This window comes from Streptomyces sp. NPDC048415, assembly GCF_040651675.1.
Taxonomy (GTDB): domain Bacteria; phylum Actinomycetota; class Actinomycetes; order Streptomycetales; family Streptomycetaceae; genus Streptomyces.
Map to the genome: position 1 here is coordinate 60850 of NZ_JBEZKJ010000030.1, position 25085 is coordinate 85934.

Annotated in this window: 22 protein-coding genes; 14 read left to right on the forward strand and 8 right to left on the reverse strand. The window is 71.3% G+C overall.

What is annotated here, in order from left to right:
* Positions 1 to 76 precede the first annotated feature (76 nt).
* The gene (locus AB0D27_RS21050; protein WP_362510764.1) at positions 77 to 727 is read left to right on the forward strand and encodes an HU family DNA-binding protein; all 651 of its coding nucleotides are present in this window, start codon (positions 77 to 79) and stop codon (positions 725 to 727) included.
* An 87-nt stretch (positions 728 to 814) separates the two neighbouring features.
* Here AB0D27_RS21050 and AB0D27_RS21055 read toward each other — a convergent pair whose 3' ends face one another.
* Together AB0D27_RS21055 and cofC are read right to left on the reverse strand one after the other, a co-directional pair.
* On the reverse strand, positions 815 to 1018 hold the full coding sequence (locus tag AB0D27_RS21055) for a hypothetical protein (protein ID WP_362510767.1): 204 nt from the start codon (positions 1016 to 1018) through the stop codon (positions 815 to 817).
* A gap of 85 nt (positions 1019 to 1103) precedes the next feature.
* Positions 1104 to 1742: a 2-phospho-L-lactate guanylyltransferase gene (gene cofC / locus AB0D27_RS21060; RefSeq protein WP_362510770.1), complete on the reverse strand. Its 639-nt coding sequence runs from the start codon at positions 1740 to 1742 to the stop codon at positions 1104 to 1106.
* A 144-nt stretch (positions 1743 to 1886) separates the two neighbouring features.
* Here cofC and AB0D27_RS21065 point away from each other — a divergent pair, with 144 nt between their 5' ends.
* The 3 genes from AB0D27_RS21065 to AB0D27_RS21075 all read left to right on the forward strand — a co-directional run bounded on the left by AB0D27_RS21065 (position 1887) and on the right by AB0D27_RS21075 (position 5136).
* Positions 1887 to 2657 (forward strand): lysophospholipid acyltransferase family protein, encoded by a 771-nt coding sequence (locus tag AB0D27_RS21065; RefSeq protein WP_362510773.1) that lies wholly within the window; start codon positions 1887 to 1889, stop codon positions 2655 to 2657.
* Complete coding sequence (locus tag AB0D27_RS21070) at positions 2654 to 3664, forward strand: NAD(P)H-dependent glycerol-3-phosphate dehydrogenase (RefSeq protein ID WP_362510776.1); 1011 nt, start codon at positions 2654 to 2656, stop codon at positions 3662 to 3664. Before AB0D27_RS21065 ends, AB0D27_RS21070 begins: the two co-directional genes overlap by 4 nt.
* 314 nt (positions 3665 to 3978) lie before the next feature.
* Positions 3979 to 5136 carry a D-alanine--D-alanine ligase family protein gene (locus tag AB0D27_RS21075; protein ID WP_362510779.1) on the forward strand — a complete coding sequence of 386 codons (1158 nt, stop codon included), beginning with the start codon at positions 3979 to 3981 and terminating at the stop codon, positions 5134 to 5136.
* Between the two features lie 21 nt (positions 5137 to 5157).
* Here AB0D27_RS21075 and AB0D27_RS21080 read toward each other — a convergent pair whose 3' ends face one another.
* Both AB0D27_RS21080 and AB0D27_RS21085 read right to left on the reverse strand, forming a co-directional pair.
* Positions 5158 to 5667, reverse strand: a complete 510-nt coding sequence (locus AB0D27_RS21080; protein WP_362510782.1) for a DUF3515 domain-containing protein — start codon at positions 5665 to 5667, stop codon at positions 5158 to 5160.
* Positions 5668 to 5687: 20 nt separating this feature from the next.
* A complete protein-coding gene (locus tag AB0D27_RS21085; protein WP_028802415.1) occupies positions 5688 to 5921 on the reverse strand; it encodes an Lrp/AsnC ligand binding domain-containing protein in 234 nt (77 codons plus the stop codon).
* 206 nt (positions 5922 to 6127) lie between these two features.
* Here AB0D27_RS21085 and AB0D27_RS21090 point away from each other — a divergent pair, with 206 nt between their 5' ends.
* Complete coding sequence (locus AB0D27_RS21090; protein WP_362510785.1) at positions 6128 to 7093, forward strand: thiamine-phosphate kinase; 966 nt, start codon at positions 6128 to 6130, stop codon at positions 7091 to 7093.
* Positions 7094 to 7284: 191 nt separating this feature from the next.
* On the opposite strand, the gene AB0D27_RS21095 is transcribed toward AB0D27_RS21090, so the two are convergent.
* The gene (locus tag AB0D27_RS21095; protein ID WP_362510788.1) at positions 7285 to 10209 is read right to left on the reverse strand and encodes a BTAD domain-containing putative transcriptional regulator; all 2925 of its coding nucleotides are present in this window, start codon (positions 10207 to 10209) and stop codon (positions 7285 to 7287) included.
* 111 nt (positions 10210 to 10320) lie between these two features.
* Positions 10321 to 10506: a 50S ribosomal protein L28 gene (gene rpmB / locus AB0D27_RS21100; RefSeq protein ID WP_003993230.1), complete on the reverse strand. Its 186-nt coding sequence runs from the start codon at positions 10504 to 10506 to the stop codon at positions 10321 to 10323.
* Positions 10507 to 10659: 153 nt separating this feature from the next.
* Between rpmB and AB0D27_RS21105 the strand changes: the two genes are divergently transcribed.
* Positions 10660 to 12645 (forward strand): DAK2 domain-containing protein, encoded by a 1986-nt coding sequence (locus AB0D27_RS21105; protein WP_362510791.1) that lies wholly within the window; start codon positions 10660 to 10662, stop codon positions 12643 to 12645.
* Positions 12646 to 12871: 226 nt separating this feature from the next.
* Here AB0D27_RS21105 and AB0D27_RS21110 read toward each other — a convergent pair whose 3' ends face one another.
* Both AB0D27_RS21110 and AB0D27_RS21115 read right to left on the reverse strand, forming a co-directional pair.
* Positions 12872 to 15907 carry a tetratricopeptide repeat protein gene (locus tag AB0D27_RS21110; RefSeq protein ID WP_362510794.1) on the reverse strand — a complete coding sequence of 1012 codons (3036 nt, stop codon included), beginning with the start codon at positions 15905 to 15907 and terminating at the stop codon, positions 12872 to 12874.
* A complete protein-coding gene (locus tag AB0D27_RS21115) occupies positions 15904 to 17742 on the reverse strand; it encodes an HSP90 family protein (RefSeq protein WP_362510797.1) in 1839 nt (612 codons plus the stop codon). The genes AB0D27_RS21110 and AB0D27_RS21115 overlap by 4 nt, the downstream gene beginning before the upstream one ends.
* Before the next feature lie 386 nt (positions 17743 to 18128).
* Here AB0D27_RS21115 and recG point away from each other — a divergent pair, with 386 nt between their 5' ends.
* From recG to AB0D27_RS21155, 8 genes are all read left to right on the forward strand, one after another.
* Entirely contained in the window at positions 18129 to 20342 is a 2214-nt protein-coding gene (gene recG / locus AB0D27_RS21120; protein WP_362510800.1) for an ATP-dependent DNA helicase RecG, read from the forward strand.
* A gap of 29 nt (positions 20343 to 20371) precedes the next feature.
* On the forward strand, positions 20372 to 20998 hold the full coding sequence (gene rsmD, locus AB0D27_RS21125; protein WP_362510815.1) for a 16S rRNA (guanine(966)-N(2))-methyltransferase RsmD: 627 nt from the start codon (positions 20372 to 20374) through the stop codon (positions 20996 to 20998).
* A 26-nt stretch (positions 20999 to 21024) separates the two neighbouring features.
* Positions 21025 to 21504 carry a pantetheine-phosphate adenylyltransferase gene (gene coaD, locus AB0D27_RS21130; RefSeq protein ID WP_362510817.1) on the forward strand — a complete coding sequence of 160 codons (480 nt, stop codon included), beginning with the start codon at positions 21025 to 21027 and terminating at the stop codon, positions 21502 to 21504.
* A 99-nt stretch (positions 21505 to 21603) separates the two neighbouring features.
* Positions 21604 to 22683 carry a cell division initiation protein gene (locus AB0D27_RS21135; RefSeq protein WP_362510803.1) on the forward strand — a complete coding sequence of 360 codons (1080 nt, stop codon included), beginning with the start codon at positions 21604 to 21606 and terminating at the stop codon, positions 22681 to 22683.
* A 166-nt stretch (positions 22684 to 22849) separates the two neighbouring features.
* A complete protein-coding gene (locus AB0D27_RS21140; protein WP_362510806.1) occupies positions 22850 to 23494 on the forward strand; it encodes a YceD family protein in 645 nt (214 codons plus the stop codon).
* A gap of 2 nt (positions 23495 to 23496) precedes the next feature.
* Entirely contained in the window at positions 23497 to 23670 is a 174-nt protein-coding gene (gene rpmF / locus AB0D27_RS21145; RefSeq protein WP_006139588.1) for a 50S ribosomal protein L32, read from the forward strand.
* 19 nt (positions 23671 to 23689) lie between these two features.
* The gene (rnc, locus tag AB0D27_RS21150; RefSeq protein ID WP_362510809.1) at positions 23690 to 24547 is read left to right on the forward strand and encodes a ribonuclease III; all 858 of its coding nucleotides are present in this window, start codon (positions 23690 to 23692) and stop codon (positions 24545 to 24547) included.
* Positions 24548 to 24846: 299 nt separating this feature from the next.
* Positions 24847 to 25085, forward strand: a 239-nt coding sequence (locus tag AB0D27_RS21155) for a hypothetical protein (RefSeq protein ID WP_362510812.1), incomplete at its 3' end; no start/stop codon positions are given.

The window sequence follows — 25085 nt, forward strand, 5'->3', positions numbered from 1 at the left end:
TTTGCGGTATATATCTGCCTAACGTGCGAAAAAGCTTGAACGCATTCGTTCGGGCAATGTCTCCGAAGGGGAAGACGTGAACAAGGCGCAGCTCGTAGAAGCGATTGCCGACAAGGTCGGCGGGCGTCAGCAGGCCGCTGACGCGGTCGACGCCGTACTGGACGCCGTCGTCCGTGCGGTTGTCGCCGGCGAACGGGTCTCGGTCACTGGCTTCGGTTCGTTCGAGAAGGTCGACCGTCCGGCCCGATACGCCCGCAACCCGCAGACCGGAGAGCGCGTTCGGGTCAAGAAGACCTCCGTGCCGCGCTTCCGCGCGGGTCAGGGCTTCAAGGACCTGGTGAGCGGCTCCAAGAAGCTCCCGCGCGGCGGCGAGGTCTCCGTCAAGAAGGCGCCCAAGGGCAGCCTGACCGGCGGCGCTTCGGTGACGGTCAAGAAGGCCGCGGCCAAGAAGGCCACCGCCAAGAAGGCCGCGGCGAAGAAGACCACCGCCAAGAAGGCGACGCCGGCGAAGAAGACCACGGCGACCGCCAAGAAGACCACCGCCAAGAAGGCGGCGCCGGCGAAGAAGACGACGTCGACCGCCAAGAAGACCACGGCGAAGCAGACGACCGCCAAGAAGGCGACCGCCAAGAAGGCCCCGGCGAAGAAGGCGACGGCCAAGAAGGCCCCCGCCAAGAAGTCGACGGCTCGCAAGACCACCGCCAAGAAGACCACCGCCCGCTCGTAACAAGGGCGCGAGGGCAACTCACGCGCCGGGCCGGGCTCCCACTGGGAGCCCGGCCCGCGGCGTGTCACGGCCTCCGGAAAAGCCTGTCTAGAAGGTCTGCAGCGTGATCAGGGTGATCCGGCGGGCCTCGCCCGCACCCTCGGTCTCGATGCGCACGCGCTGACCGGGGCGCAGCAGCCGCAGCCCCCCGGCGTCGAACGCCGGCCCGTCGAAGGGCACCGGAGTGCCGTCGTCGAGCAGCACCTGTCCACTGCGGGTCTCGGGGTCGTACGTGTACGCGGTCGCCTGCATGGGGGCAGCCTAGGCGCTCCCCTTGAGAACCTGCTCTTCGAGGCGGTGCACAACGCGCGGGCATGCCCGGGCACCGACCGCCCGCCTACTGCCCCGGAATCAGCAATCGCGCCGCAGCCGCCGCCGTACGGGGCCCCACCCCCAGGGCCAGCGCGGCCCGCAGATCGTCCCCGGTGTCCACGTCCTGCCGTACGGAATCCACCGCGTCGAGGCGCAGTTCCACGGCACCCGAGGCGTGATGCCGGGCCCGGGAATCCGCACCGAAAGCCGGAAGCAATTCCCGGGCCCGCCCGGCGGCCAGCAGAGTTGTACCGATTGCGGCGGCATCCGGCAGAAATGCGCGGGGGAATTCGGCGGCGGCGTCGAGTACCCGGGACAATTCCGTCGGCCGCAGCGCGGGCAGATCGGCGTTGAGGGCCGCCACGGCGGGGTCGGTGCGCCAGGACCGTACGACCGCGGCCGCGTGCGCCAAAGCCGCGTTCAGGCCGCCTCCGGGTTCGTCCGCAATGATCCGGGCGCCGAGCGCGGCCAGCTCTTCTCCGGCCAGGGCGTCGCCCGTGACGACCGCCACATCCCGGACCGCGGCGCAGGCCAGCGCGGCCGTCACGGTGTCCTGTGCGAACGCGAGGGCGAGGCCCGGGCGCAGTCCGTCGGCGGCCGTGTCCGCCAGCCTGCTCTTGGCCCGCGCCAGAGATTTGAGGGGTACGACCACAGTCCACCGCACGAGCGTTCCGCCCTCCTTTGTCGCGCCCCATTGTGACCCGGCCGCCCCAGCGGCCCGCAGGCCGGGGCGTACGGTGTTCTCGACAGACAGGCGGCCTGGGGCGACACTTGTGCGGCCCCCCAGGCCTTAGAGGAAGGTGTCCGCGTGCCCCGCCGCAGAATCGGCTTCTGGTACCGCTTCGCAGCGGTCCTCTGCAAACCACCACTGGTGGTTCTGATCAAGCGGGACTGGCGCGGAATGGAGAACATTCCGGTCGAGGGCGGATTTATCACCGCGGTGAACCACAATTCGCATGTGGATCCCTTCGCGTATGCGCACTATCAGTACAACACCGGGCGTGTTCCGCGATTTCTGGCGAAGGCCGCCCTTTTCAGGAAGGGATTCGTGGGGGCCGCGATGCGCGGCACCGGACAGATCCCCGTCTATCGCGAGAGCACCGACGCGCTGAGCGCCTTCCGGGCCGCGATCGACGCCGTGGAGCGAGGTGAGTGCGTCGCGTTCTATCCCGAGGGCACCCTCACCCGCGACCCCGACGGCTGGCCGATGATCGCCAAGACCGGTGCCGCGCGGGTCGCCCTGCAGACCAAGTGCCCGGTGATTCCGGTCGCCCAGTGGGGCGCGAACGAACTCCTGGCCCCGTACGCCAAGAAACCCAACCTCCTTCCACGCAAGACCCACCACGTGCTCGCGGGCCCGCCGGTGGACCTCTCGCGTTTCTACGACAGGGAGATGAGCCCGGACCTCCTGAAGGAGGCCACCGAGGTCATCATGGCCGCCATCACCGCGCAGCTGGAGGAGATCCGCGGCGAGAAGGCGCCCAAGACGCCGTACGACCCGCGTGAGGTGCGCATCGCGCAGCGTCGCAGGGCCGCGGCCAAGGAAAAAGCACAGCAGGAAGAGGGGCAGGGCACGTGAGCAAGCCGGTCAGGGCGGCCGTCTTCGGGACCGGATCGTGGGGTACGGCCTTCGGCATGGTGCTCGCCGACGCGGGGTGCGACGTCACCCTGTGGGCGCGCCGCGGCGAACTCGCCGACGCGGTCAACTCCACCCGGATGAACCCGGACTACCTCCCGGGCATCGAACTCCCCGAGAACCTGCGGGCCACCACGGATGCCGCGAAGGCCGCGCGCGACGCCGACTTCACCGTGCTCGCCGTGCCCTCCCAGACCCTGCGCGCCAACCTCGCGGACTGGGTGCCGCTGCTCGCCCCGAGCACCGTGCTCGTCTCCCTCATGAAGGGCGTCGAACTCGGCACGGTGAAGCGGATGAGCGAGGTCATCGAGGAGGTCGCCAAGGTGTCGCCGGACCGCGTCGCCGTGGTGACCGGGCCCAACCTCGCCAAGGAGATCGCCCAGCGGATGCCGGCCGCCGCGGTCGTCGCCTGCCGTGACGAGTCGGTGGCCCAGCGACTCCAGGCCGCCTGCCACACGCCGTACTTCCGGCCGTACACGAACACCGACGTCGTCGGCTGCGAACTCGGCGGCGCCGTCAAGAACGTGATCGGTCTCGCCGTCGGTATCGCCGACGGCATGGGCCTCGGGGACAACGCCAAGGGCTCGCTCATCACCCGTGGCCTCGCCGAGACGACCCGCCTCGGACTCGTCATGGGCGCCGACCCGATGACGTTCTCCGGCCTCGCGGGTCTCGGTGACCTCGCCGCCACCTGCTCCTCGCCGCTCTCCCGCAACCACACCTTCGGGCTCAACCTCGGCAAGGGCATGACCCTGCAGGAGACCATCGCGGTCACCAGGCAGACCGCGGAGGGCGTCAAGTCCTGTGAGTCCGTGCTGGATCTGGCCCGCAGACACGGCGTCGACATGCCCATCACGGAGACGGTCGTCAGCATCGTCCACGAGGGCAAGCCGCCGGTGGTCGCCCTCAAGGAGCTGATGTCGCGCAGCGCGAAGCCCGAACGGCGCTGACACGCAACGCTGCCCGACCGCTCGGTCGACGCTGGGAATCAACGCTGCGCGACCGCCGCCCGTACGGCGCTGGGAATCGACGCGTGACGACCGCTCGGTCGACGCTGGGAATTCAACGCTGCCCGACCGCCGCCCGTACGGCGCTGGGAAGCAACGCTGCGCGACTGCCGCCCGTACGGTGCTGGGAATCGACGCGTGACGACCGCTCGGACAGGGCCGGGAATCAACGCTGCGCGACCGCCCGTGCGACGCTGAGCAACGGCCGTCGTGGGGCGCTGACTCACCGCCGTACCAACGGGTACTCTCAACGCGATATGAGCACCGAGAACCTCCCCCAGAGCCCTGAGCAGCCGCCTCGCAAGCCGCGCGTGGCCGTCGTCTTCGGCGGCCGCAGCTCCGAACACGGGATCTCCGTGGTCACGGCCGGCGCCGTCCTGAGCGCCATCGACCGTACGAAGTACGACGTACTGCCGATCGGCATCACCCAGGACGGCCGTTGGGCGCTCACCGCGGACGAGCCGGAACGCATGGCGATCGTCGACCGGAAGCAGCCCAGCGTCGAGCAGCTCGCCGAGTCGAGCGAGGGCGGCGTGGTGCTCCCCGTCGACCCGGCCAACCGCGAAGTCGTCTACAGCGAGCCCGGTTCGGTTCCCAAGGCCCTCGGCGAGGTCGACGTCGTCTTCCCCATGCTGCACGGTCCCTACGGCGAGGACGGCACCCTGCAGGGCCTCCTGGAGCTCTCCGGAGTCCCCTACGTCGGCTCGGGCGTGCTCGCCTCGGCCGTCGGCCAGGACAAGGACTACATGAAGCGGGTGTTCACCTCGTTCGGCCTGAAGGTGGGCCCGTACGTGGTGATCCGGCCGCGCGAGTGGGAGCGCGACGAGTCGGTCGCCCGCAAGAAGATCATCGACTTCGCGGGCGAGCACGGCTGGCCGCTGTTCGTGAAGCCCGCGCGCGCGGGGTCGTCGTTCGGCATCACCAAGGTCGACGACCTCTCGGGCCTCGACGAGGCGATCGCGGTGGCCCAGCGGCACGACCCGAAGATCATCGTGGAGGCGCTGCTGCGCGGCCGCGAGATCGAGTGCGGGGTCCTGGAGTTCGAGGACGGGCCGCGCGCCTCCGTGCCCGCGGAGATCCCGCCCGTGCAGTCCCACGCCTTCTACGACTTCGAGGCCAAGTACATCGACTCGGCCGACGGGATCGTGCCCGCGCCGCTCACCGAGGAGCAGACCGCCGAGGTGCGGCGGCTGGCCGTCGAGGCGTTCGAGGCGGCCTCCTGCGAGGGCCTGGTCCGCGCGGACTTCTTCCTCACCGAGGACGGCGAGTTCGTGATCAACGAGATCAACACGATGCCGGGCTTCACGCCGATCTCCATGTACCCGCGGATGTGGCAGGAGACGGGCGTCAGCTACCCGGAGCTGGTGGACCGCCTGGTGCAGGCGGCGCTGCGGCGGTCGACGGGGCTGCGCTGAGCACTTCGTAGGACGGCCGTGTCAGTTGGCGATCCCCTTGGGGATCGCCTTCTTGATGGAGGCGGCCAGGTCGACGAGCATGCCGGAGGTGTCCCGCCCCTTGGGGACGGTCACCTGGACGTACGCGCTGCGGTTGGCGGTGGTGAAGCGGTTCGAGCCGTCGTCCTGCTTCTCCATCAGCCAGTCGACGCCGTTCACGCCGCCGCCGGCCGCCTTCGGGTCGTCGCCGAGCGCCACCTTCGGGTCGATCATCTTGGGAGGCCGCTCCACACCGCAGCGCAGTATGATCGCCGGGCTTCCCCAGCCCGCGGTCAGCGCGGACCGGGGCTCGGGGTCCTGGCGGCTTTGGCCGTCCACCTTCCGCGGCAGCACCTTGTCCAGGTTCTGGCACAGCTTGGTGACCTTCGCGTCCGGGCTCGGAACCGCGACGGAGACACTGTCGTCTGCTGAGGAGCAGCCCGCGATCGTGATCAGCAGTGCGAAGGCGGGCAGCCCGAAGAAAGCGGCGTGCCGGTGACGGAAGAAGTTCACCGGCCAAGGGTAGACGGGGGCTAGAGGTGAACGACCGGGCAGGTCAGGGTACGGGTGATGCCATCCACTTGCTGGACCTTCGCAACCACCATGCGGCCGAGTTCGTCGACCGTGTCGGCCTGGGCACGCACGATCACGTCGTACGGTCCTGTCACGTCCTCTGCCTGGATCACCCCCGGGATCTTGCTGATCGTCTCGGCGACGGTCGACGCTTTGCCGACCTCCGTCTGGATCAGGATGTACGCCTGTACCACGGAACCTCCAGGGCGGCCACGAGGATCATGTGGGGAAAAGGAACGCCACGGTATCGCGTTGCCGCTCGCCACGGGGAGACCCGGGGTGATGGGGGCTTGCGCGCCGGGGTGCAGGGACAGGACAAGTTGACGGTCAACTCGACCGTACCGAGTACGCAGACGGCTCGCGACCGGGCACGGGTAGCGACAGAGGGAGCACGACGATCATGAAGGGTACCGTGGGCGAGTTGGGGGAGTTCGGGCTCATCCGAGAGCTCACCTCGCGTCTCACCACCACCCCGGCGGTCCGGGTCGGGCCCGGCGACGACGCCGCGGTGGTGGCCGCGCCGGACCGCAGGGTCGTGGCGAGCACCGACATCCTCCTGGAGGGACGGCACTTCCGCCGCGACTGGTCCACGGCGTACGACGTCGGGCGCAAGGCGGCCGCGCAGAACCTCGCGGACATCGCCGCCATGGGCGCCGTACCGACCGCGCTGCTGCTCGGCCTGGTCGTCCCGGCCGAACTCCCGGCCACCTGGCCCTCCGAGCTGATGGACGGGCTGCGCGACGAATGCCAGGTCGCCGGCGCCGCCGTGGTCGGCGGCGATGTCGTACGCGGCGACACCATCACCGTCGCGATCACCGCCCTCGGCGATCTGCGCAACCACGAGCCGGTCACCCGGGCCGGCGCCCAGCCCGGTGACGTGGTCGCCGTGACGGGCTGGCTGGGCTGGTCGGCGGCCGGATATGCGGTGCTCTCGCGGGGCTTCCGCTCGCCGCGCGCCTTCGTCGAGGCCCACCGGCGCCCCGAACCGCCGTATCACGCCGGTCCGGCGGCCGCCGGGCTCGGCGCGACCTCGATGACGGACGTCAGCGACGGGCTGATCGCCGATCTCGGGCACATCGCCGAGGCGAGCAAGGTGCGCATCGACGTCCGCTCCGGGGACATCGACATCCCCTCCCAGATGAACGACATCGGGCAGGCCGTCGGCGTCGACCCGCTCCAGTGGGTGCTCACCGGCGGCGAGGACCACGCGATCGTCGCGACCTTCCCACCGGACGTGAAACTGCCCGCCCGCTGGAAGGTCATCGGCGAGGTCCTCAACCCGTCGGCGCTGCCGCAGGTCACCGTGGACGGCGCGCCCTGGACGAGCAAGGGCGGCTGGGACCACTTCGGGGACATCGAGTCGTGATTGCTCGCGGCGTCGAGCAGGGCGTGCAGGGCGTGCAGGGTAACGCTGGTGCTGGTGCTGGTGCTGGTGCTGGTGCTGGTGCTGGTGCTGGTGCCGGTGCCGGTGTTGGTCGTGGTGCGGGTACGGGTGCTGGCTGCTCCCGCGCCGGGTAGAACTGCCCTGATTTGCGCGGTGCTTGGGAGCTACCCCCTTCACGGGCGGGGTTCAGGGCGGGGTGTCGGCCAGGCGCGGTCGGCGACGGTGCGTAGGCGTTTGTGTGAACGCTTCCGGCCACGGGAGTGCGTAAGCGTTTGCGTAAACGCTTCCGTCGACGGCGCGTAAGCGGTTGCGCAAACGCTTACGGCGATCGGGCGTAAGCGGTTGCGTAGGCGCTTACGCCGATGTTTACGCCCATGGGCATTCAGGCGTGCCGTGTCGCCCAGGCCCCGGCGGGCGGCCGCCACCTTGTCGGAAGCGCCGGCCGTACGGGCCAGGGAGGCGGCGTGCGTGTAGTGCGCGGCCGCCCCTTCGAGATCTCCCGTGTGCAGCAGGACGGTGGCCCGGCGCTGCAACAGGTCACCGGTCTCCTCGGGCGCCGCCAGCTCCCGTACGGAGACCAGGGCCTCGTCGATCAGCCGCAGGGCCCGCACGTGGTCGCCGCGCAGGTCGGCGAGCAGGGCCAGCGGGTCGAGGCAGTTGGCCAGGCCCCAGCGGTCGCCGGTGGCCCGGAATCCCGTCAGCCCCCGGGTGAACGCGGCCTCGGACGCCACGGGGCGCCCGCGGAACAACTGCTGGAAACCGTCGCCGAGTTCCAGCAGGGCCAGCCCCCAGGGATCGTCGCCGACCTGGAGGCGCACCTGTTCGTCGGTGACACGGCGCGGGCCGTCGGCCACCGACCACATCACGAAGGCGAAGGGAAGCCGGAGTTGGTGGTTGTGGGCACCGAAGAGGGTGGCCGCGCGGTCCAGGCGCTCCCGCGCGGCAGGGTCGTCGCCGTCCCCGGAGACCGTGTTGATCAAGCACAGGACGTACTCCTCCGTCAGCCCCTCCGGGGGAGTGCTGCCCACGGCCGCCAGCAGCTCATGAGCAAGCGACACCTGCTCGCTGTGCAGGCCGCGCAGGCGCCAGAACCAGGACAGTGCGGCCATGAGGAGCAGCGCGCATCTCGCGTTCGCGCGCACGAGGTGGCGAAGGGCCGCGTCCAGATTGCCGTGCTCGGCGCCCAGCCGGGCCAGCCACGGGAGTTGGCCGCCGCCCCGGAGACGAGGTTCGGTCTTCTCGGCCAGGCGCAGGAAGTACCTGGCGTGGATGTCCCGCAGCCGATCCTCCTCACCGGCCCGCGCGAGCTGCTCGGCGGCGAACGCGCGGATGGTCTCCAGCATCCGATAGCGCCCGTCGGCCACCTCCAGCAGGGATTTCTCCGCCAGCGAGGCCAGCAGATCCTCGGGATACGGCACTCCGCACACGGCCTCGACCGCCTCGAGGGTCGCGCCCGCGGAGAACACCGTGAGCCGCCGGGCCAACTCACGCTCCTCCTCGGCCAGGAGGTCCCAGCTCCACTCCACGACAGCCCGCAGGGTGCGGTGCCGGGGCGCCTTGGTGCGGTCGCCCCGCGAGAGCACCCGAAAACGGTCGTCGAGGCGCTCGGCGAGCTCGTCGGGGGTGAGGGTGCGCAGCCGGGCCGCGGCCAGTTCGATGGCCAGCGGCAGTCCGTCGAGCGCGGCACAGATGTCGGTCACGCGCGCGTGACCTTCGAAATCCGGGCGCACGGCGGCGGCCCGGTCCAGGAACAGCCCGACGGCGGACTCCGGCGGCAGCGGCGGGACCGGGCACAGCACCTCGCCGGTGATACCCAGGGACTCGCGGCTCGTGGCCAGGATCCGCACGCCGGGGCAGGCACCGAGAAGCAGCGCGGCGACTCGGGCCGCGTCCTCGATCAGGTGCTCGCAGTTGTCCAGCACCAGCAGCAGCTCGCGGTCCTCCAGCGCGTCGAGGAGCCGCTGGGTGGTGTCGGTCGCGGGGGTGCGGAAGCCCTCGCGCACGCCGAGTGCGGTGAGGAGGGCGTGCGGGATTTGGGAGCCGTCGGTGAGGCTGGTGAGGTCGGCGAAGTAAACGTTTGCGTAAGCGCTGGCGCAAGCGTTTGCGTTGGGGTTGACGTATGTGTCGGCGACGTAAGCGTGTGCATTGGGGTTGACGTGCCCGTCGGCGCTCGCGTAAGCGCTTGCGCCAGCGTTTACGTGGACCTCCGCCCCCCTGCTCGCGGCCTCGAGCGCCAGGCGGGTCTTGCCCGCGCCGCCCGGCCCGGTGAGCGTCACCAGGCGAGCCCGCGCGAGCAGTTCCCCGATCCGCCGGAGTTCCGCGTCGCGGCCGATGAAGCGCGTCAGCTGGGCCGGGACGCGCCGCTGGGCAGGCGCCGCGCCCTTGAGCAGCTCCAGGTGGAGCGCGGACAGCTCGGGCGTCGGATCAGCACCCAGCTCGTCCGCGAGAGTGCGCCGCGCCTCCTCGTACACCGTGAGCGCCTCGGCGGACCGCCCGCCCGCGTGCAGGGCCCGCATGAGCTGGCCATACAGCCGCTCGCTCAGTGGATGCGCGGTGAGCAGCTCGCGCAGCTCCGGTATGAGTTCGGGACCGCCGCCGAGTGCGAGCTCGGCGTCGACGCGGTCCTGGGTGGCGGTGAGCCGGAGTTCGTGGAGCCGGGTGATCTGGGCGTGCGCGTCGGGCAGGTCGGCGAGGGCGGAGCCGCGCCACAGGGCGAGTGCTTCCCGGAGCGCTGCCGCCGCGCCCGCGTGGTCGCCTCGGCCGAGGGCTGTGCGGCCCTCGCGCGCCAGGCGCTCGAAACGGTGGGCGTCGACGGCCTCCGGAGAGACGTCGAGGCGGTAGCCGATGGGGGAGGCCGTGATCTCCGTGTGGGGAGCGAGTCGCTTGCGCAACCGGGAGATCTGGGACTGGAGGGCGTTGGCGGCCCCGGCCGGTGGCTCGGCACCGTACAGTCCGTCGGTCAGCCGCTCCGTGGACACCGTCTGCCCGGCGTGCAGCAGAAGCAGGGTGAGCAGGGCGCGTGGCCTGGGGCCGCCGGGGTCCAGCGGGCTGCCGTCCTCGCTGCGGATGTCGAGGGAGCCGAGGATGCCGAAGCGCATTGGGCAGATTCTGGCAGCTCGCGCGGGCGCGCGTACGACAAAAAACCGGCCCACCCTGAGGTGGACCGGTTTCTGTAAGCGAACCAGCAGTGGTTGCGCGCTAGCGTAGCGTCAGCGCGAGACCTTGCCGGCCTTGATGCACGAGGTGCAAGCGTTCACGCGCTTCGGCGTCCCGCCGACCACGGTACGGACGCGCTGGATGTTGGGGTTCCAGCGACGGGACGTACGGCGGTGCGAGTGCGAGATGTTGTTGCCGAAGCCCGGCCCCTTGCCGCAGACGTCGCAGTTGGCAGCCACGGGTCACTCCAAAGACTTCAGATGCACTTACGGTTGATCCCGGCATGCCGGGATCAAGATCTAGGATCTGAGTGGCGGTGCCAGGGGGAAGGCCCGATCGGATCGGGCAACTGGAGCAGCATACAACGACTGCGTCCGGAGAACGAAACTACCATGGCTGCCCCCGGCCTCGCTCCAGCCCACCTCAGGGCCCCTACCGGCAGTAACCCGTTCTGGGTCTACGCTGCGTCCCACGTCCAGCAGCTCAAGGAGGCGCAGGTGCCGCAGGTGCCGCAGACATTCGATGCTCTCGCGGTGCGCACCTGGTGCGGGCTCGCGCTGGAGGCGCTGGGACGCGCGCGCGAGGAGATCGACGCGATCAATGTCTACCCGGTGGCCGACGGAGACACCGGGACGAATCTCTATCTGACGGTGGAGTCGGCGACGGCGGCGGTCGAGGCGGTTTTCGCGGGTTACGAGACCGTGGCGGCCCCGGGGCGCGGGACGGTGACTCCTGCCGGGGGCGAGACGGTGGCTGCTCTTGGGCGCGAAACGGAGACTCGCTCGGGGCGCGACACGGTGGCTGCTCTTGGACGCGAGAGCGTGGCTGCCCCGGGGCGCGATGCGGCGCCCGCCTCGGCGACCGAGCGGCCCACCCTCGCCGACGCCGTACGCGCGATGGCGCACGGGGCGCTCATCGGGGCCCGCGGCAACTCCGGGACCATCCTCGCGCAGCTGCTGCGCGGTATGTCTCAGGTCTTCGCCGCCGACAGTGAGACCGCTCACACCGACGACCAGGGGCTACGGCTCGCGCTGCGGCACGCCGCGGACTCCGCGCGTCAGGCGGTCGCGCACCCCGTCGAAGGCACCGTCCTCACAGTCGCCGCGGCCGCCGCCGACGCGGCCACCGGCGCGGAGGGGGACTGCGGCACGGTCGCGCGCGCGGCGTACGAAGGGGCGCGAGCCGCCCTGGCCGCGACCCCCGGACAACTGGCCGTCCTTGAGCGCGCCGGTGTGGTCGACGCGGGCGGACGGGGACTGGTGGCGGTGCTGGCGGCGCTGGTGGAGACCCTGACCGGGGAGGCGCCGGGAGCGCTCGACGGTCCCGCGGCGGTCCACGCGCGCGTGATGGAGGCTCACGCGCGCGTGAGGGAGCCCGTGACCGATGTCATCGGCGCCGGTATCGGCGGGGTCCACGCGGACGTGTGCGCGGACGGGGTGCCGGAGAAAGGTGGCCCCGCCTTCGAGGTGATCTATCTCCTGGAGGCGGACGACGTGGCGGTGGCCGGGCTGCGGGACCGGCTCGACAGGCTCGGGGACTCGCTCGTCGTGGTCGGCGGGGACGGGCTGTGGAACGTCCATGTGCACGTGGACGACGCCGGCGCCGCGGTGGAGGCGGGCGTCGAGGCCGGTCGGCCGTACCGGATCAGGATCACGCACTTCGGTCTCGGGGACGCCCACGCCGCGGGCGCGGCCGGGCGGCCACCCCGGGAGCGGGCACAGCGCGCCGTCGTGGCGGTCGTGCCCGGCGAGGGCCTGGCCGGGCTGTACTCGGAGGCCGGGGCGACCACCGTGCTCGCACGGCCCGGGGAACCTCCCGCCAGCGGGGAGCTCGTCGAGGCCGTACGGCGGGCCCACGCGCGCGAGGTGGTGCTGCTGCCCAACGACGCCGAGCTGCGCCACACCGCGGCGGCCGCTGCCGAGCAGGCCCGCGCGGACGGCATCCGGGTCGCGCTGATCCCGACCCGCTCCGCCGTGCAGGGCATCGCCGCGCTCGCCGTGCACGAGCAGGAGCGCCGCTTCGACGAGGACGTGGTCGCCATGACCTCGGCGGCCGGCGCCACCCGCTACGCCGAAGTCGTCGTCGCCGAGCGGCAGTCCTGGACCATGGCCGGCATCTGCCAGGCCGGTGACGTCCTCGGCCTCATCGATGGCGATGTCGCCGTGATCGGCTCCGACATCGCCGCCACCGCCGAAACCGTCCTCGACCGCATGCTCGCCGCCGGCGGCGAAATGGTCACCCTAGTCCTCGGCGACGAGGCTCCCGACGCCATCGCCACCCATCTGGAAACACGGGTACGGGAGTCATACCTGGCGGTGGACACGGTGGTGTACCGGGGCGGACGGCAGGGAGCGCTGTTGCTGATCGGCGTCGAGTAGTAGATCTTCAGCCCGTCCGGCGTTTGAGGACGAGCGCGGAGCGCGATACGGGGGGTCTGGGGGGCGGAGCCCCCAGGTACGGGACGGGTAGGGGCGGAGGGGGCGAAACCCACCCCACCGGCACCCCGGCACCCGGCACCCCGGCACTCCGCACCCGGCAGCCCGCATCGGGCACCCCGCAGCCCGCACCCGGGACCCCACACCCCGCCCGCACCCTCGCCACGGCTCAGCGCGTCTCCGCCGCCCCCATGAGCTCCCGCATCCTCTCCGCCTCGGCCCGCCGATCCTCCGCGACCTCCCCCTCCAGCCCCGCGCAAACGGAAAGCACCGCACGCGCGCGTGCAGCCGCCTCCCCGGGCCGCCCCAGGTCGGCCTCCAGCCACCCAGCGGCGAGTTCGGCTCCGGTCCGGGCGTCGAGGACCTCGTCGCCGAGGGAGGCGAACACGGCGATCGCCTGCGTGATGTGGCCGAGGGCCTCCGCGAACGCGGTCTGTGCGGCGGCCTCCGCCGCGTCCTTGGGCACGGAACGTGCCACAAGGTCCCCGAACTGGCGCCACGTGTGGCCGAGTTCGGCGACGAGACGGCGGCGCGCATCCTCCTCCGACGAGACAGCTGGCGAGACAGTCGACGAGACAGCTGGCGGGCCAGCCGACGAGCCCGACGCGACGGTCGCGCCCCCGACCGCCGACTCGCACTCCCGCACCGCCGCCCCCATCAACTCCCGCGCCTCGTCGAGCTCCCCGCCCACACGGGCCGTCGCCCACGCGCGCGCCCGCAGCGAACGGACCAGCCCGTGGATGTTGCCGAGGTCGCGCCAGAGATCGCCGGCGCGGGCGTACGCCTGGTCCGCCTGGGCGGTCAGCCCGGCGTGCCCGAGGGCCTCGGCGGCGAGATGCGCGAGCATCGCGTGGTCGCGCTGCTCGGGCCAGTGCCGGGCGATCTCCGCGGCCCGCAGCCAGTGTTCCGCGGCCTCGCGATGTTCGCCGAGTTCGGTGAGACAGTCACCGAGCCACCACCGGGTCTGGACGATCGCGCCGTCGCCGTGCATGTCGGTCGTCAGATCGGGCAGTGCCGACTCCAGTATCTCGGCGGCCTCCGCCCACCGCCCCTGACGGAGCAGGAAACCACCGAGCTGGTGCCGGGCCCAGGCACCGAGCGTGGTGGCCTCGCCCGCTTCGTCGGCCCAGTGCGCGGCCTCCAGGGCGTGCTCCGAGGCGGGCCGGAACTGCCCGGTGGTGGCCAGGATTTCGGCGAGCTGCAGGTGGAGCTGGGCATGGCCCGTCGGCTCCAGATACGCCCCTCCGTGGTCCAGCGCCGCGCGCGCCGCCCGCTGCGCACCGTCCGCATCGCCGAGGTGCAGGGCGATCCCGGCGAGCCGGGAGTCGTACTCGACGGCGAACCACGGCAGTCCGGCCGCCACGAATCCCTCGACGGCCCGCGAGAGCAGCTCCGCGGCCGCCTCGGCGTCCCCGGAACGCGCCGCGAGCTCCCCGAGCATCGCCTGCGCCTCCGCTGCCCGCGAGGCCAACGCCACGCCGTCCCCGACACGCGGCTCGACAAAAGCCAACAACTCGCGAGCGGCCTCCTCCGCGGCGGCACGGACGGTACCCCCGGCCTCCGCAGGTCCCGCTGTCCCGCTCCTGGAGCCGGCCTCCGCCTGATCCACCAAGTGCATCCATATCCGCGCCCGCCCCACCAGCACGGACGCCGTCTGCGACGCCCCCGTCCCACCCTCCGCGAAGAGGGCGAGCACCGCCGCGTACAGCTCCGAGACGGCCGTCAGGGCCTCGTCGGCCTCGCCTGCCAGCGCGTGCACGTACGCGGCACGGGCGCGCGCCGCCAGCGCCTCACCGGGGTCGCCCGCCTCGGCGTACAGCTCGGCCGCCTGATGGAAGAGTTCGCCGCCCTCCGGACCGCGCCCCATCGCCGCGTGGTCGGCGATCTCCGCGCGGTTGCGGGCATCCAGCTCGTGGCCCTCCGCGGCTCGCGAGACCGCCGCCCACGCCGCTACGGCGTCCGGGCTCCGGAGATCCGAGAGCCGCCGGGCCTCGGTGAGCAGCGCGGACAGGCCGGGCTCGGCGGCGGATTCCGCGACGGCGTCCGGCACGGGCGCGGACGCCGGCGCCCGATGCCCGGTGCGCGTGGGGCGCGCGGAGCGCACGCCCAGCGGCAGTCGGTCCACGAGCGCGGGCTGATCCATCCGCGCGCGGGCGCGCTCACTGATGTACGACGTGCCGTTGCGCGCGTCGAAGCGCGCGGCCAGCGAGAGGGCCTCCCCGCGCGCGTGGACGGCGAGTTCCCGCGCGCTCCACACGCGCCCGACGGGCCCCGGCACTGCCTGTTCGCCCAGCCCCAGTGACGTCAGGCGGTCCATCAGGAGGGCCACGACCGCCATGAAGTCCAGCTTGCTGCGCGGGTCCCCCGAATCCGTGAAATAGGCGGGCCGCTCGGCGAGCAACTCCAGGGCGCGCGCCTCGTTGCCGGAGAGAGCGCAGAACTCCACGTGGTCCGCGTACGCGCCGCGCATGCTCTCCATGGGGCGCACCAGCCGGAAGCCGCGCAGGTGATGGCCGCGGGCCTCTTCCAGGCGCCCCAGACGCAACAGCGGAAGCAGGGAGGACGCGAGCACCGTGTGCGGCTCGTGGGCGCAGGCGTACTCGCCCTCCAGGACCGGACTCCACAGCTCCAGCGCCTCCGCGTCCGCGTCGCGCTGTGCCCGCCACCACCCCTGGCTGTGCAGCTCGCACGCGTGGCAGTCGGCCATGGCGTCACGGTCGGCGGCCAGCCACGCGGTGTACGCCCGCTCGGCGCGCGCCACGTCGCCCAGGTGGGCGGCGACGCTGAACTCGGCGCCGCGCACGGCCCGTTCGGAGTGTCCTGCCAGCCGGTAGCGGTGTTCCATCTCGCCGAGCCACTTCTCTATGGAGGCGAGCGGAATGTGCGGCTGGTCGAGCATTCCGGCCGACATCCACTTGAAGACCCAGTGCAACGAGTGGATCTCGTACTCGTCGAAGTCCTCGGGGCGCTCGTCCCACATGCGCAGCAGGCGCGCGAAGGGGACGAACATCTTGTCCTTCTCGGAGCTGTAGTTGTAGACCTTCAGCTGATGTCCGAGCGCCTCGATGACGGCGAGGGGGATGTCCAGCTTCTCGGCCTCGAGAAGCAGCTGCTCCGCGCGCGCGTTGCGGGCGGGTCCCTCCGGCTGTTCGTGGTTGTCCGCCATCGCCTGGCGCAGGGTGTCGAAGTCCATGGCCTGGCTCATCGGCGGTCGTCCTTCCCGGGGTCGGTGTGGGTGGCCCACTCCAGGAGGCCGATGAACGCGCGGTTGAGGAGCGCGGAGTCCGCCGGCCGCAACGGGCGCTGGGCCATCAGCAGGGCCTGCCCGTAGAGGGATTCTGTGGCGGTGCCTATCAGCTCCGGGTCGCTGAGCGAACTGATCCTTCGGATCAGTGGATTGAGGTGGTTGAGGACCAGGCGCGCGCGTGGGGCGCTGCCGCGCAGCGAGCCGAGAATGCCCGCCCACAGGTCGTCGGCCTGCTCCTCCGCCTCCGCACGGGCCTGTTCGTGACGGGCGGCCCGGTCATCCAGGTGCAGCGCGGGAACCGACAGCGGGTGGAAGGCGCGCAGCACCACATCGCAGCCCAGGGGATCGAGCCTGGCCCGCGCGGCCGCCAGGAAGGCCGACAGGGCCAGCTCCTCGGCCGGGTCGACCGCGTCCAGATGAGCCGTCACCGTGTCCGCGTCCAGCTCGGAGACGACCGTCCCCGGGCGCACGGACGGCAGCGCCTCGATCAGCTCGCTGTCGTACGTGTAGCCGCCGTTGATCACCCCGACGCCCTGCGCGGAGGCGATCGGCGCGACCTGCCGGTACTCCTCCACGGTCCGCGTGAAGTGCACCACCGGGTGCCGCTGCGCGAACTCCTCCAGGGACAGCCGCCCGTCGGTCGTCTCGAAGGGCAGCCACGGCAGCATCGTGCGCAGCATCTCCTTGTCGTGCCGCGCGAGGGACTTCACGCCCAGGTGATGGACCGAGAGGAAGGCGGCCAGCCGCTCCGGATCGCCCGCCGCGAGACCCGTCAGCCAGGACCGGATGCGCTCGCCCAGCGCCTCTCGCACCGCCGCGAGCGTCTCGTCCTCGTACAGCGACTCGCGGGACGCGGTGGGCCGCAGGCTGTCCGTGTCGAGGACGCAGCGCACGAAGAACGCCCAGTCGGGCAGCAGCTGTTCGGCCCGCTCGGTGAGCAGCATGCCCTTCAGGTGCACGCGGTGGCTCGCGCGCTGGGCCGGGCTGACCGCGGACGGCAGCACGTACGCGACGCCCCGGATCCCGGCGAGCGGCACGTCCAGGTCGATCGAGTCCAGCGGAGTGAACCCGAACAGCTCGTGGCAGTGCCGGCTCAGGGCCACCCTTCGGGTGGCGGGGCTCGGGTAGGCGCGGTCCCAGGGTGCCGGAAGGTCCGCGATCACCTCGTCCCCGACGCATACGTCGTACGGCAGCAGTGAGCCGAAGTGCCGCGCCAGTGATCGGACGCGCTCCTGGCTCAGCCACTCACCGGCCCCGGCGCGCGCCACCAGGTGCACGGTGGTGCCCGGTTCGGGGCGCGCCTCGCGCGGCAGCGTGCGCACGGTGTACGAGCCGTCGTCGGCCGCCGTCCACTCCACGGGCGCCGCGTCGGGCGTCCGCGCGCTGCGGCTGACGACCCGGATGCGCTCGGCGACGACGAAACACGCCAGCAACCCGATGCCGAACTGGCCCAGGAACTCGGAGCGCGCCGACTCCAGCCCGTCGTTCCGCTTGGAGCTTCGGCCGATGGTCGCGAGGAGGTTGTGCACGTCGGCCTCGGTGAGCCCCACGCCGGAGTCCTCCACTCGCAGGACGCCGTCGGTGGCGTACAGGCGCACGGTGGCCGGGGCGTCCGGCTGCTCGGCGCGGCGCGCGGTGATCGCGTCCACGGCGTTCTGCAGCAGTTCGCGCAGATAGACCTTGGGACTGGAGTACAGGTGATGGGAGAGCAGGTCCACCAAACCGCGCAGGTCGACCTGGAACGTATGAGGTGACTGGGATGCCTGTGATGGCTGTGAAGTCTGGGAGTCCATCGTCGCTGCGCCGGTGGGTGGGGGGACGGGCGACGGCGCGGGGTCGGGCGGTCCCGGGGGACGGTGACCGCGAAGAGGGCCGGAGCGCGCCATCCTAGGCCCTGTCGTCAGCCCTGTCGTCAGCTTCCCGCCTGTCCCGGGGCGTCTGGCACGCATGCTCGCCGTGTTGCAGAAAGCCTCAGCAGCGCCGCTACGAGGACATTCCGGCACGTTGCGATGGCACGCTCCACCACGCTCGGCTTCGCTCGCGCGGGGAATCCCCATGACGCGGCGGGGCCGGCCCTCGGGCGGACGACGGCGGGCTGGCGACGGGGCCTGCCCGGAACGACCCGCCTGACCAGCGGATTTCCGGGACGTATACGACATTGTCAGTGCCGTGGTGTGCAATGGATCTCGTGCCCGTGCTCGAAGAACCACTGAAGAAGGCGCTCGGTCCCGCCACCGCGAAGGTGATGGCTGAGCACCTCGGCCTGCACACTGTCGGCGATCTGCTGCACCACTATCCCCGCAGATACGAGGAGCGCGGGCAGCTCACCCACCTCGCCGACCTGCCCATGGACGAGCATGTGACGGTGGTCGCCCAGGTGGCCGACGCGCGCCTGCTCACCTTCGCCTCGTCCAAGGCACCCCGCGGCAAGGGCCAGCGCCTCGAAGTCACCATCACGGACGGCAGCGGCCGCCTCCAGCTGGTCTTCTTCGGCAACGGCGTGCACAAGCCCCACAAGGACCTCCTGCCCGGCACCCGCGCGATGTTCTCCGGCAAGGTCTCCGTCTTCAACCACCGCCTCCAGCTGGCCCATCCGGCCTACGAACTGCTGCGCGGTGACAGCGACGAAGCCGCAGAGAGCGTCGACTCCTGGGCGGGCGCCCTCATCCCGATCTACCCGGCCACCGCCAAGCTGGAGTCCTGGAAGATCGCCAAGTCCGTGCAGATGGTGCTGCCGAGCGCCCAGGAGGCCGTCGACCCCCTCCCTGACTCCCTCCGGGACGGCCGCGGGCTGGTCCCCCTTCCCGAGGCCCTTCTCAAGATCCACCGCCCGCACACCAAGGCGGACATCCACGACGCCCGCGCGCGCCTCAAGTGGGACGAGGCCTTCGTCCTCCAGGTCGCCCTGGCCCGCCGCCGCCACGCGGACGCCCAACTCCCGGCCGTGGCCCGCACGGCCAAGCCCGACGGCATGCTCACCGCCTTCGACGCCAAACTGCCCTTCACCCTCACCGAGGGCCAGCAGAAGGTCTCCAAGGAGATCTTCGACGACCTCGCCACCGAGCATCCGATGCACCGGCTGCTCCAGGGAGAGGTCGGTTCAGGCAAGACGATGGTCGCCCTGCGGGCCATGCTCGCCGTCGTCGATGCCGGCGGACAGGCCGCGATGCTCGCGCCGACCGAAGTGCTCGCCCAGCAGCACCACCGGTCGGTCACGGAGATGATGGGGGAGCTGGCCCAGGGCGGCATGCTCGGCGGCGCCGAGCACTCCACCAAGGTCGTGCTGCTCACCGGCTCCATGGGCGCGGCGGCCCGGCGTCAGGCGCTGCTCGACCTCGTCACCGGGGAGGCCGGGATCGTCATCGGCACGCATGCGCTGATCGAGGACAAGGTGCAGTTCCACGACCTGGGCCTGGTCGTGGTGGACGAGCAGCATCGCTTCGGTGTCGAGCAGCGCGACGCCCTGCGCGGCAAGGGCAAGCAGCCCCCGCACCTTCTGGTGATGACCGCCACGCCCATTCCGCGCACGGTCGCGATGACCGTCTTCGGCGACCTGGAGACCTCCGTCCTCGACCAACTCCCCGCCGGGCGCTCGCCGATCGCCAGCCATGTCGTCCCGGCCGCGGACAAGCCGCACTTCCTCACGCGCGCGTGGGAGCGCGTCCGCGAGGAAGTGGAGAACGGACATCAGGCGTACGTCGTCTGCCCGCGCATCGGTGACGAGGAGGACGACCCGAAGAAGACCAAGAAGAAGTCCCCCGAAGACGAGGCCGAGAAGCGGCCGCCCCTCGCCGTCCTGGATGTCGCCGACCAGCTCGCGACGGGGCCCCTCCAGGGGCTCGGGGTGGAGGTCCTGCACGGCCGGATGCATCCCGACGACAAGGACGCCGTCATGCGCCGCTTCGCCGCGGGCGAGACGCACGTCCTGGTCGCCACCACGGTCATCGAGGTCGGGGTGAACGTGCCTAATGCCACGGCGATGGTGATCATGGACGCCGACCGGTTCGGCGTCTCGCAGCTCCACCAGCTGCGCGGCCGTGTCGGCCGTGGCTCGGCCGCCGGACTCTGCCTCCTGGTCACCGAGATGCCGGAGGCGAGCCCTGCCCGCCAGCGGCTGAACGCGGTGGCGGCCACACTCGACGGCTTCGAGCTCTCCCGCATCGACCTCGAACAGCGCCGCGAGGGCGACGTCCTAGGCCAGGCCCAGTCCGGCGTCCGCTCCTCGCTGCGCATGCTCGCCGTCATCGACGACGAGGAGGTCATCGCCGAGGCCCGCGAGGAGGCCGCCGCGGTCGTCGCCACCGACCCGGACCTGGAGCGTTTCCCGGGCCTGCGCACCGCCCTGGACGCCCTGCTCGACGAGGAGCGCGAGCAGTACCTGGACAAGGGCTGAGCGGCGGTGTCCGGGCAGCGGCTGAGACACTGGGAGGAACCGACACACCCCCAGCGCAAAGGACCCTCATGACCCGCGTGATCGCCGGCCGGGCCGGCGGACGCCGTCTGGCCGTCCCGCCGGGCACCGGCACCCGCCCCACCTCCGACCGGGCGCGTGAGGGCCTCTTCTCCACCTGGCAGTCCCTGCTCGGGGGCCCACTGGAGGGCGAGCGCGTCCTCGACCTGTACGCCGGCTCGGGCGCCATCGGCCTGGAGGCGCTCAGCCGCGGCGCAGGACACACCCTCCTTGTCGAGGCCGACGCCCGCGCGGCCCGCGTCATCCGCGAGAACGTGAAGACACTGGGCCTGCCCGGTGCCGAGGTCAGGTCGGGCAAAGCGGAACAGATCATCCAGGGACCGGCGCCGGCAGCCCCGTACGACCTGGTCTTCCTCGACCCGCCGTACGTCGTCTCGGACGACGATCTTCGGGAGATACTGCTCACACTCCGGGCGCAGGGCTGGCTCGCGGCCGAAGCGCTCGTCACCGTGGAGCGCAGCACCAGAGGCGGCGAATTCGGGTGGCCGGACGGCTTCGAAGAGATCAGGGCCCGTCGTTACGGCGAGGGGACGTTTTGGTACGGTCGCGCCGCCTTTACGTGCGAAGACGCACGATGACCGGACCGGAGAGCGAGGGACCACTGTTGCGCCGCGCCGTCTGTCCGGGGTCATTCGACCCCATCACCAATGGACACCTCGACATCATCGCCCGCGCCTCCAGGCTGTACGACGTGGTGCACGTCGTGGTGATGATCAATCAGTCGAAGAAGGGCCTGTTCACCGTCGACGAGCGGATCGAGCTGATCCGCGAGGTCACCGCCGAGTTCGGCAACGTCCAGGTCGAGGCCTACCACGGCCTGCTCGTCGACTTCTGCAAGCAGCGCGACATCCCCGCCATCGTCAAGGGCCTGCGCGCGGTCAGCGACTTCGACTACGAACTCCAGATGGCCCAGATGAACAACGGACTCTCGGGCGTCGAGACGCTGTTCATCCCGACCAGCCCCACCTACAGCTTCCTCTCCTCCTCGCTGGTCAAGGAGGTCGCGACCTGGGGCGGCGACATCTCCCACCTGGTTCCGCCGGTGGTCCTCGAAGCGCTCAAGGGGCGGCTCGGCCAGGACTGAGCATCTGACGGCCCGTCACCAGGTGTCGGGCGGGGCAGGAGTGGTCGTACAGTCGACCCGTCCGTCTCCATCACAGCTGTAGAGAGTGGCGAGCACCCGGTGGACGTGCAGAAGAAGCTCGATGAGATCGTCGCGGCGGTGGGCAGCGCCCGTTCCATGCCCATGTCGGCCTCGTGCGTGGTCAACCGCGCCGAGCTGCTCTCGATGCTCGAAGAGGTGCGCCAGGCGCTGCCCGGCTCCCTCGCCCAGGCCCAGGAGCTGATCGGCGGCCGTGAGCAGATGGTCGAGCAGGCCCGGGCGGAGGCCGAGCGGATCATCGAGTCGGCGCACGCCGAGCGCGGCTCGCTGATCTCCGACACCGAGGTCGCCCGCCGCTCCCAGAACGAGGCGGACCGCATCCTCGCCGAGGCCCGCAAGGAGGCCGAGGAGATCATCGCCGAGGCCGACGACTACGTCGACTCCAAGCTCGCCAACTTCGAGGTCGTCCTCACCAAGACCCTCGGCTCCGTCGGCCGCGGCCGCGAGAAGCTCCTCGGCACCGGCCCGGGCGTCGACGAGCAGGGGTACGAGGACGAGGACGCCCCCGAGCGCAGCCACGACCCCGAGACCCTGCGCCGCAACGCCGACGAGTACGTCGACGTCAAGCTCGGCGCCTTCGAGGCCGTCCTCGCCAAGACCCTGGAGGCCGTCGGCCGCGGCCGGCAGAAGCTGCACGGCCGCATCGCCAGCGACGATCTCGGCGACCTGAGCGTCTTCACGGACGACGGTACGCCGGGCCTGCACACCAGCGACGCCGACTACCTGGCCGGTCTCGCGGATCTTCCGGACGCCCCGGAACAGCCCGCGCAGGCCCCCGAGGTGCCGGCCCAGCCGTCGTATGGGCAACAGGACGCCTACGCGTACCAACAGCAGGTCGATCCGTACGGCTATCAGCAGCAGTACGTCCAGCAGGACGCCTACGGCTACCAGCAGGCCGACCCGTACGCCGCCTACCCGCAGCAGCAGGGCTACGACCAGCAGCCGACGTACGACCAGGGCGGCCAGCAGGCCTACGGGCAGCCGCAGACGCACGCGCCGGACCCGCAGACGCACGCCCTCGACGAGACCAGCCTCTTCGACACCGGCATGATCAGCGCGGAGCAGTTGCGGGCGTACGAACAGGGGCGCGGCGGCCACTGAGACGGGGGCGCACGCCGGCGTACGTTCGCGGGGGCGCACACCGGATTGGGCCGAGAGCGAAAGGTCCAGTATCCTGGCTCTTCGGTCGCGCGTACGTCCGCGATCACTGCTGCCCACGGAACACCAGGGGCAGCGCTCCCTTGAGCGTCGAAGATCGAAAGCAGGAATGGCCCTGAACACCCGCCTCGACCACCGCAACCCTCTCGTGTTCGACACACACGAGCTGGGGCGGCGTCCTGGTGCGCTCCAGCGCTCGACCCGCACGATCGACGCACCCAAGGATCTCGGGATCCAGGACGTCATCGGAGTGCCGGAAGGCGCCCCGTTGGAGCTCGAACTCCGGCTCGAGTCGGTCATGGAAGGGGTGCTTGTCACAGGCACCGCCCGTGCATCGGCCAAGGGGGAGTGCGTAAGGTGTCTGGAGCCGCTCGAGCAGCAGCTCGAAGCGGACTTCCAGGAGATGTTCTCGTACCCTGACGCCGATGACCGGGGCCGCCCCAAAGCGGAACCGGTCGACGACGCCGAGGAAGACGAGGACAGGCTCTTCATCGAGGACGGCTTGTTCGACCTCGAACCCGTGCTGCGTGATGCGGTAGTGCTCGCACTGCCGATGCAGCCGGTGTGCCAGGACGACTGCCCCGGCCTGTGCTCCGAGTGCGGAGCACGGCTCGCGGACGACCCGGACCACCACCATGACGCCGTCGACATCCGTTGGGCGGCACTGCAGGGACTCGCCGGTTCACTCGAAGATGGCGAGAAGGACGACATGAGCGGCGCCGAAGCGGGCGTCGACGAGAAGCAGGAGAAGTAGCCGTGGCTGTTCCGAAGCGGAAGATGTCGCGCAGCAACACGCGCCACCGCCGGTCGCAGTGGAAGGCTGCGGTCCCCACCCTGGTTGCGTGCGAGCGCTGCCACGAGCCCAAGCTGCAGCACATCGCGTGCCCGGCTTGCGGCACCTACAACAAGCGCCAGGTCCTCGAGGTCTGAGCGGCTGGTGAGAGGTCTGATGTCTGACGCCAAGGCGGACTCAAACGCCAAGAAAAAGGCGGACAACACAGCCTCGTCCCACACGCTTCTGGAAGGGCGGCTCGGGTACCAGCTCGAGTCCGCCCTTCTGGTGCGTGCGCTGACCCACCGTTCCTACGCGTACGAGAACGGCGGTCTGCCGACCAACGAGCGCCTGGAGTTCCTCGGGGACTCCGTGCTTGGCCTCGTGGTCACGGACACGCTGTACCGCACCCACCCCGACCTCCCAGAAGGCCAGCTGGCCAAACTGAGGGCCGCGGTGGTCAACTCGCGTGCGCTGGCGGAAGTGGGCCGCGGCCTCGAACTCGGCTCCTTCGTCCGGCTCGGCCGGGGCGAGGAAGGCACGGGAGGCCGGGACAAGGCGTCCATCCTCGCCGACACCCTTGAAGCGGTGATCGGCGCGGTCTATCTCGATCAGGGTCTGGACGCGGCGGGCGAACTCGTCCACCGGCTCTTCGACCCACTGATCGAGAAGTCCTCGAACCTCGGTGCCGGCCTGGACTGGAAGACCAGTCTCCAGGAGCTCACCGCGACCGAGGGGCTCGGCGTTCCCGAGTACCTGGTCTCGGAGACCGGCCCGGACCACGAGAAGACCTTTACTGCTGCCGCCCGCGTCGGAGGCGTCTCGTACGGCACCGGCACCGGCCGCAGCAAGAAGGAGGCAGAGCAGCAGGCCGCGGAGTCCGCGTGGCGTGCTATCCGCTCCGCCGCGGACGAACGCGCGAAGTCGGCCCAGGCCGCCGAGAGGGCGGCTCTGGCCGCCGCACAGGCAGCCCAGGCCGCCGAGGGGACCGCCGACGCCCCCTCGGCTCCGACCAGCGACCCGGCCACGGCCTGAATCCTTCACAACCGCAGTACCGAACCCCGCCGCAGCGCCCGCGCTGCGGCGGGGTTCGTCTTTCCGCAAGCGGGCTTCCGCAAGGCGGGCTTTCCGAACGGCGGCCTTTCGGCACGTGGGCCTTCGGTACGGAGGGTGAGATGGGCTCGGACCTGCTGCGGGGGCCGCGCCCGGCCGCTGTGACCCGGCGCAGCGGGCGAGCGTGCCGGACCACTGGTTCGAGGAGGTGCCGGCGCACGCGACCCGGCCGCTGCCCGGAGTTCGCCGACCAGGGGAACGGCGAAGTCGACTACACCCGCGTGCGGCTGCCGGCCAAGCGCGGCGAGCTCGACGTACTCCTCGAACGCGCCGACGACGGCGACGCGCACGTGGCCGCCGAGGCGGCGAAGTCGCCGCGCGCGAGGCGAAGTGGACCGCGCCGCCGACGCTTTGACCCGCCGACCCGCCGACGCTTTGACCCGCCGACCCGCCGACCCGCCGACCCGCCGACCCGCCGACCCGCCGACCCGCCGACCCGCCGACCCGCCGACCCGCCGAC

Coding starts and splice junctions, on each gene's coding strand:
- AB0D27_RS21055 (WP_362510767.1), bottom strand. CDS start 1,018: ATGCAGGCGACCGCGTACACGTACGACCCCGAGACCCGCAGTGGACAG.
- AB0D27_RS21075 (WP_362510779.1), top strand. CDS start 3,979: ATGAGCACCGAGAACCTCCCCCAGAGCCCTGAGCAGCCGCCTCGCAAG.
- AB0D27_RS21090 (WP_362510785.1), top strand. CDS start 6,128: ATGAAGGGTACCGTGGGCGAGTTGGGGGAGTTCGGGCTCATCCGAGAG.
- AB0D27_RS21095 (WP_362510788.1), bottom strand. CDS start 10,209: ATGCGCTTCGGCATCCTCGGCTCCCTCGACATCCGCAGCGAGGACGGC.
- AB0D27_RS21105 (WP_362510791.1), top strand. CDS start 10,660: ATGGCTGCCCCCGGCCTCGCTCCAGCCCACCTCAGGGCCCCTACCGGC.
- AB0D27_RS21110 (WP_362510794.1), bottom strand. CDS start 15,907: ATGAGCCAGGCCATGGACTTCGACACCCTGCGCCAGGCGATGGCGGAC.
- AB0D27_RS21115 (WP_362510797.1), bottom strand. CDS start 17,742: ATGGACTCCCAGACTTCACAGCCATCACAGGCATCCCAGTCACCTCAT.
- recG (WP_362510800.1), top strand. CDS start 18,129: ATGGATCTCGTGCCCGTGCTCGAAGAACCACTGAAGAAGGCGCTCGGT.
- AB0D27_RS21140 (WP_362510806.1), top strand. CDS start 22,850: ATGGCCCTGAACACCCGCCTCGACCACCGCAACCCTCTCGTGTTCGAC.
- rnc (WP_362510809.1), top strand. CDS start 23,690: ATGTCTGACGCCAAGGCGGACTCAAACGCCAAGAAAAAGGCGGACAAC.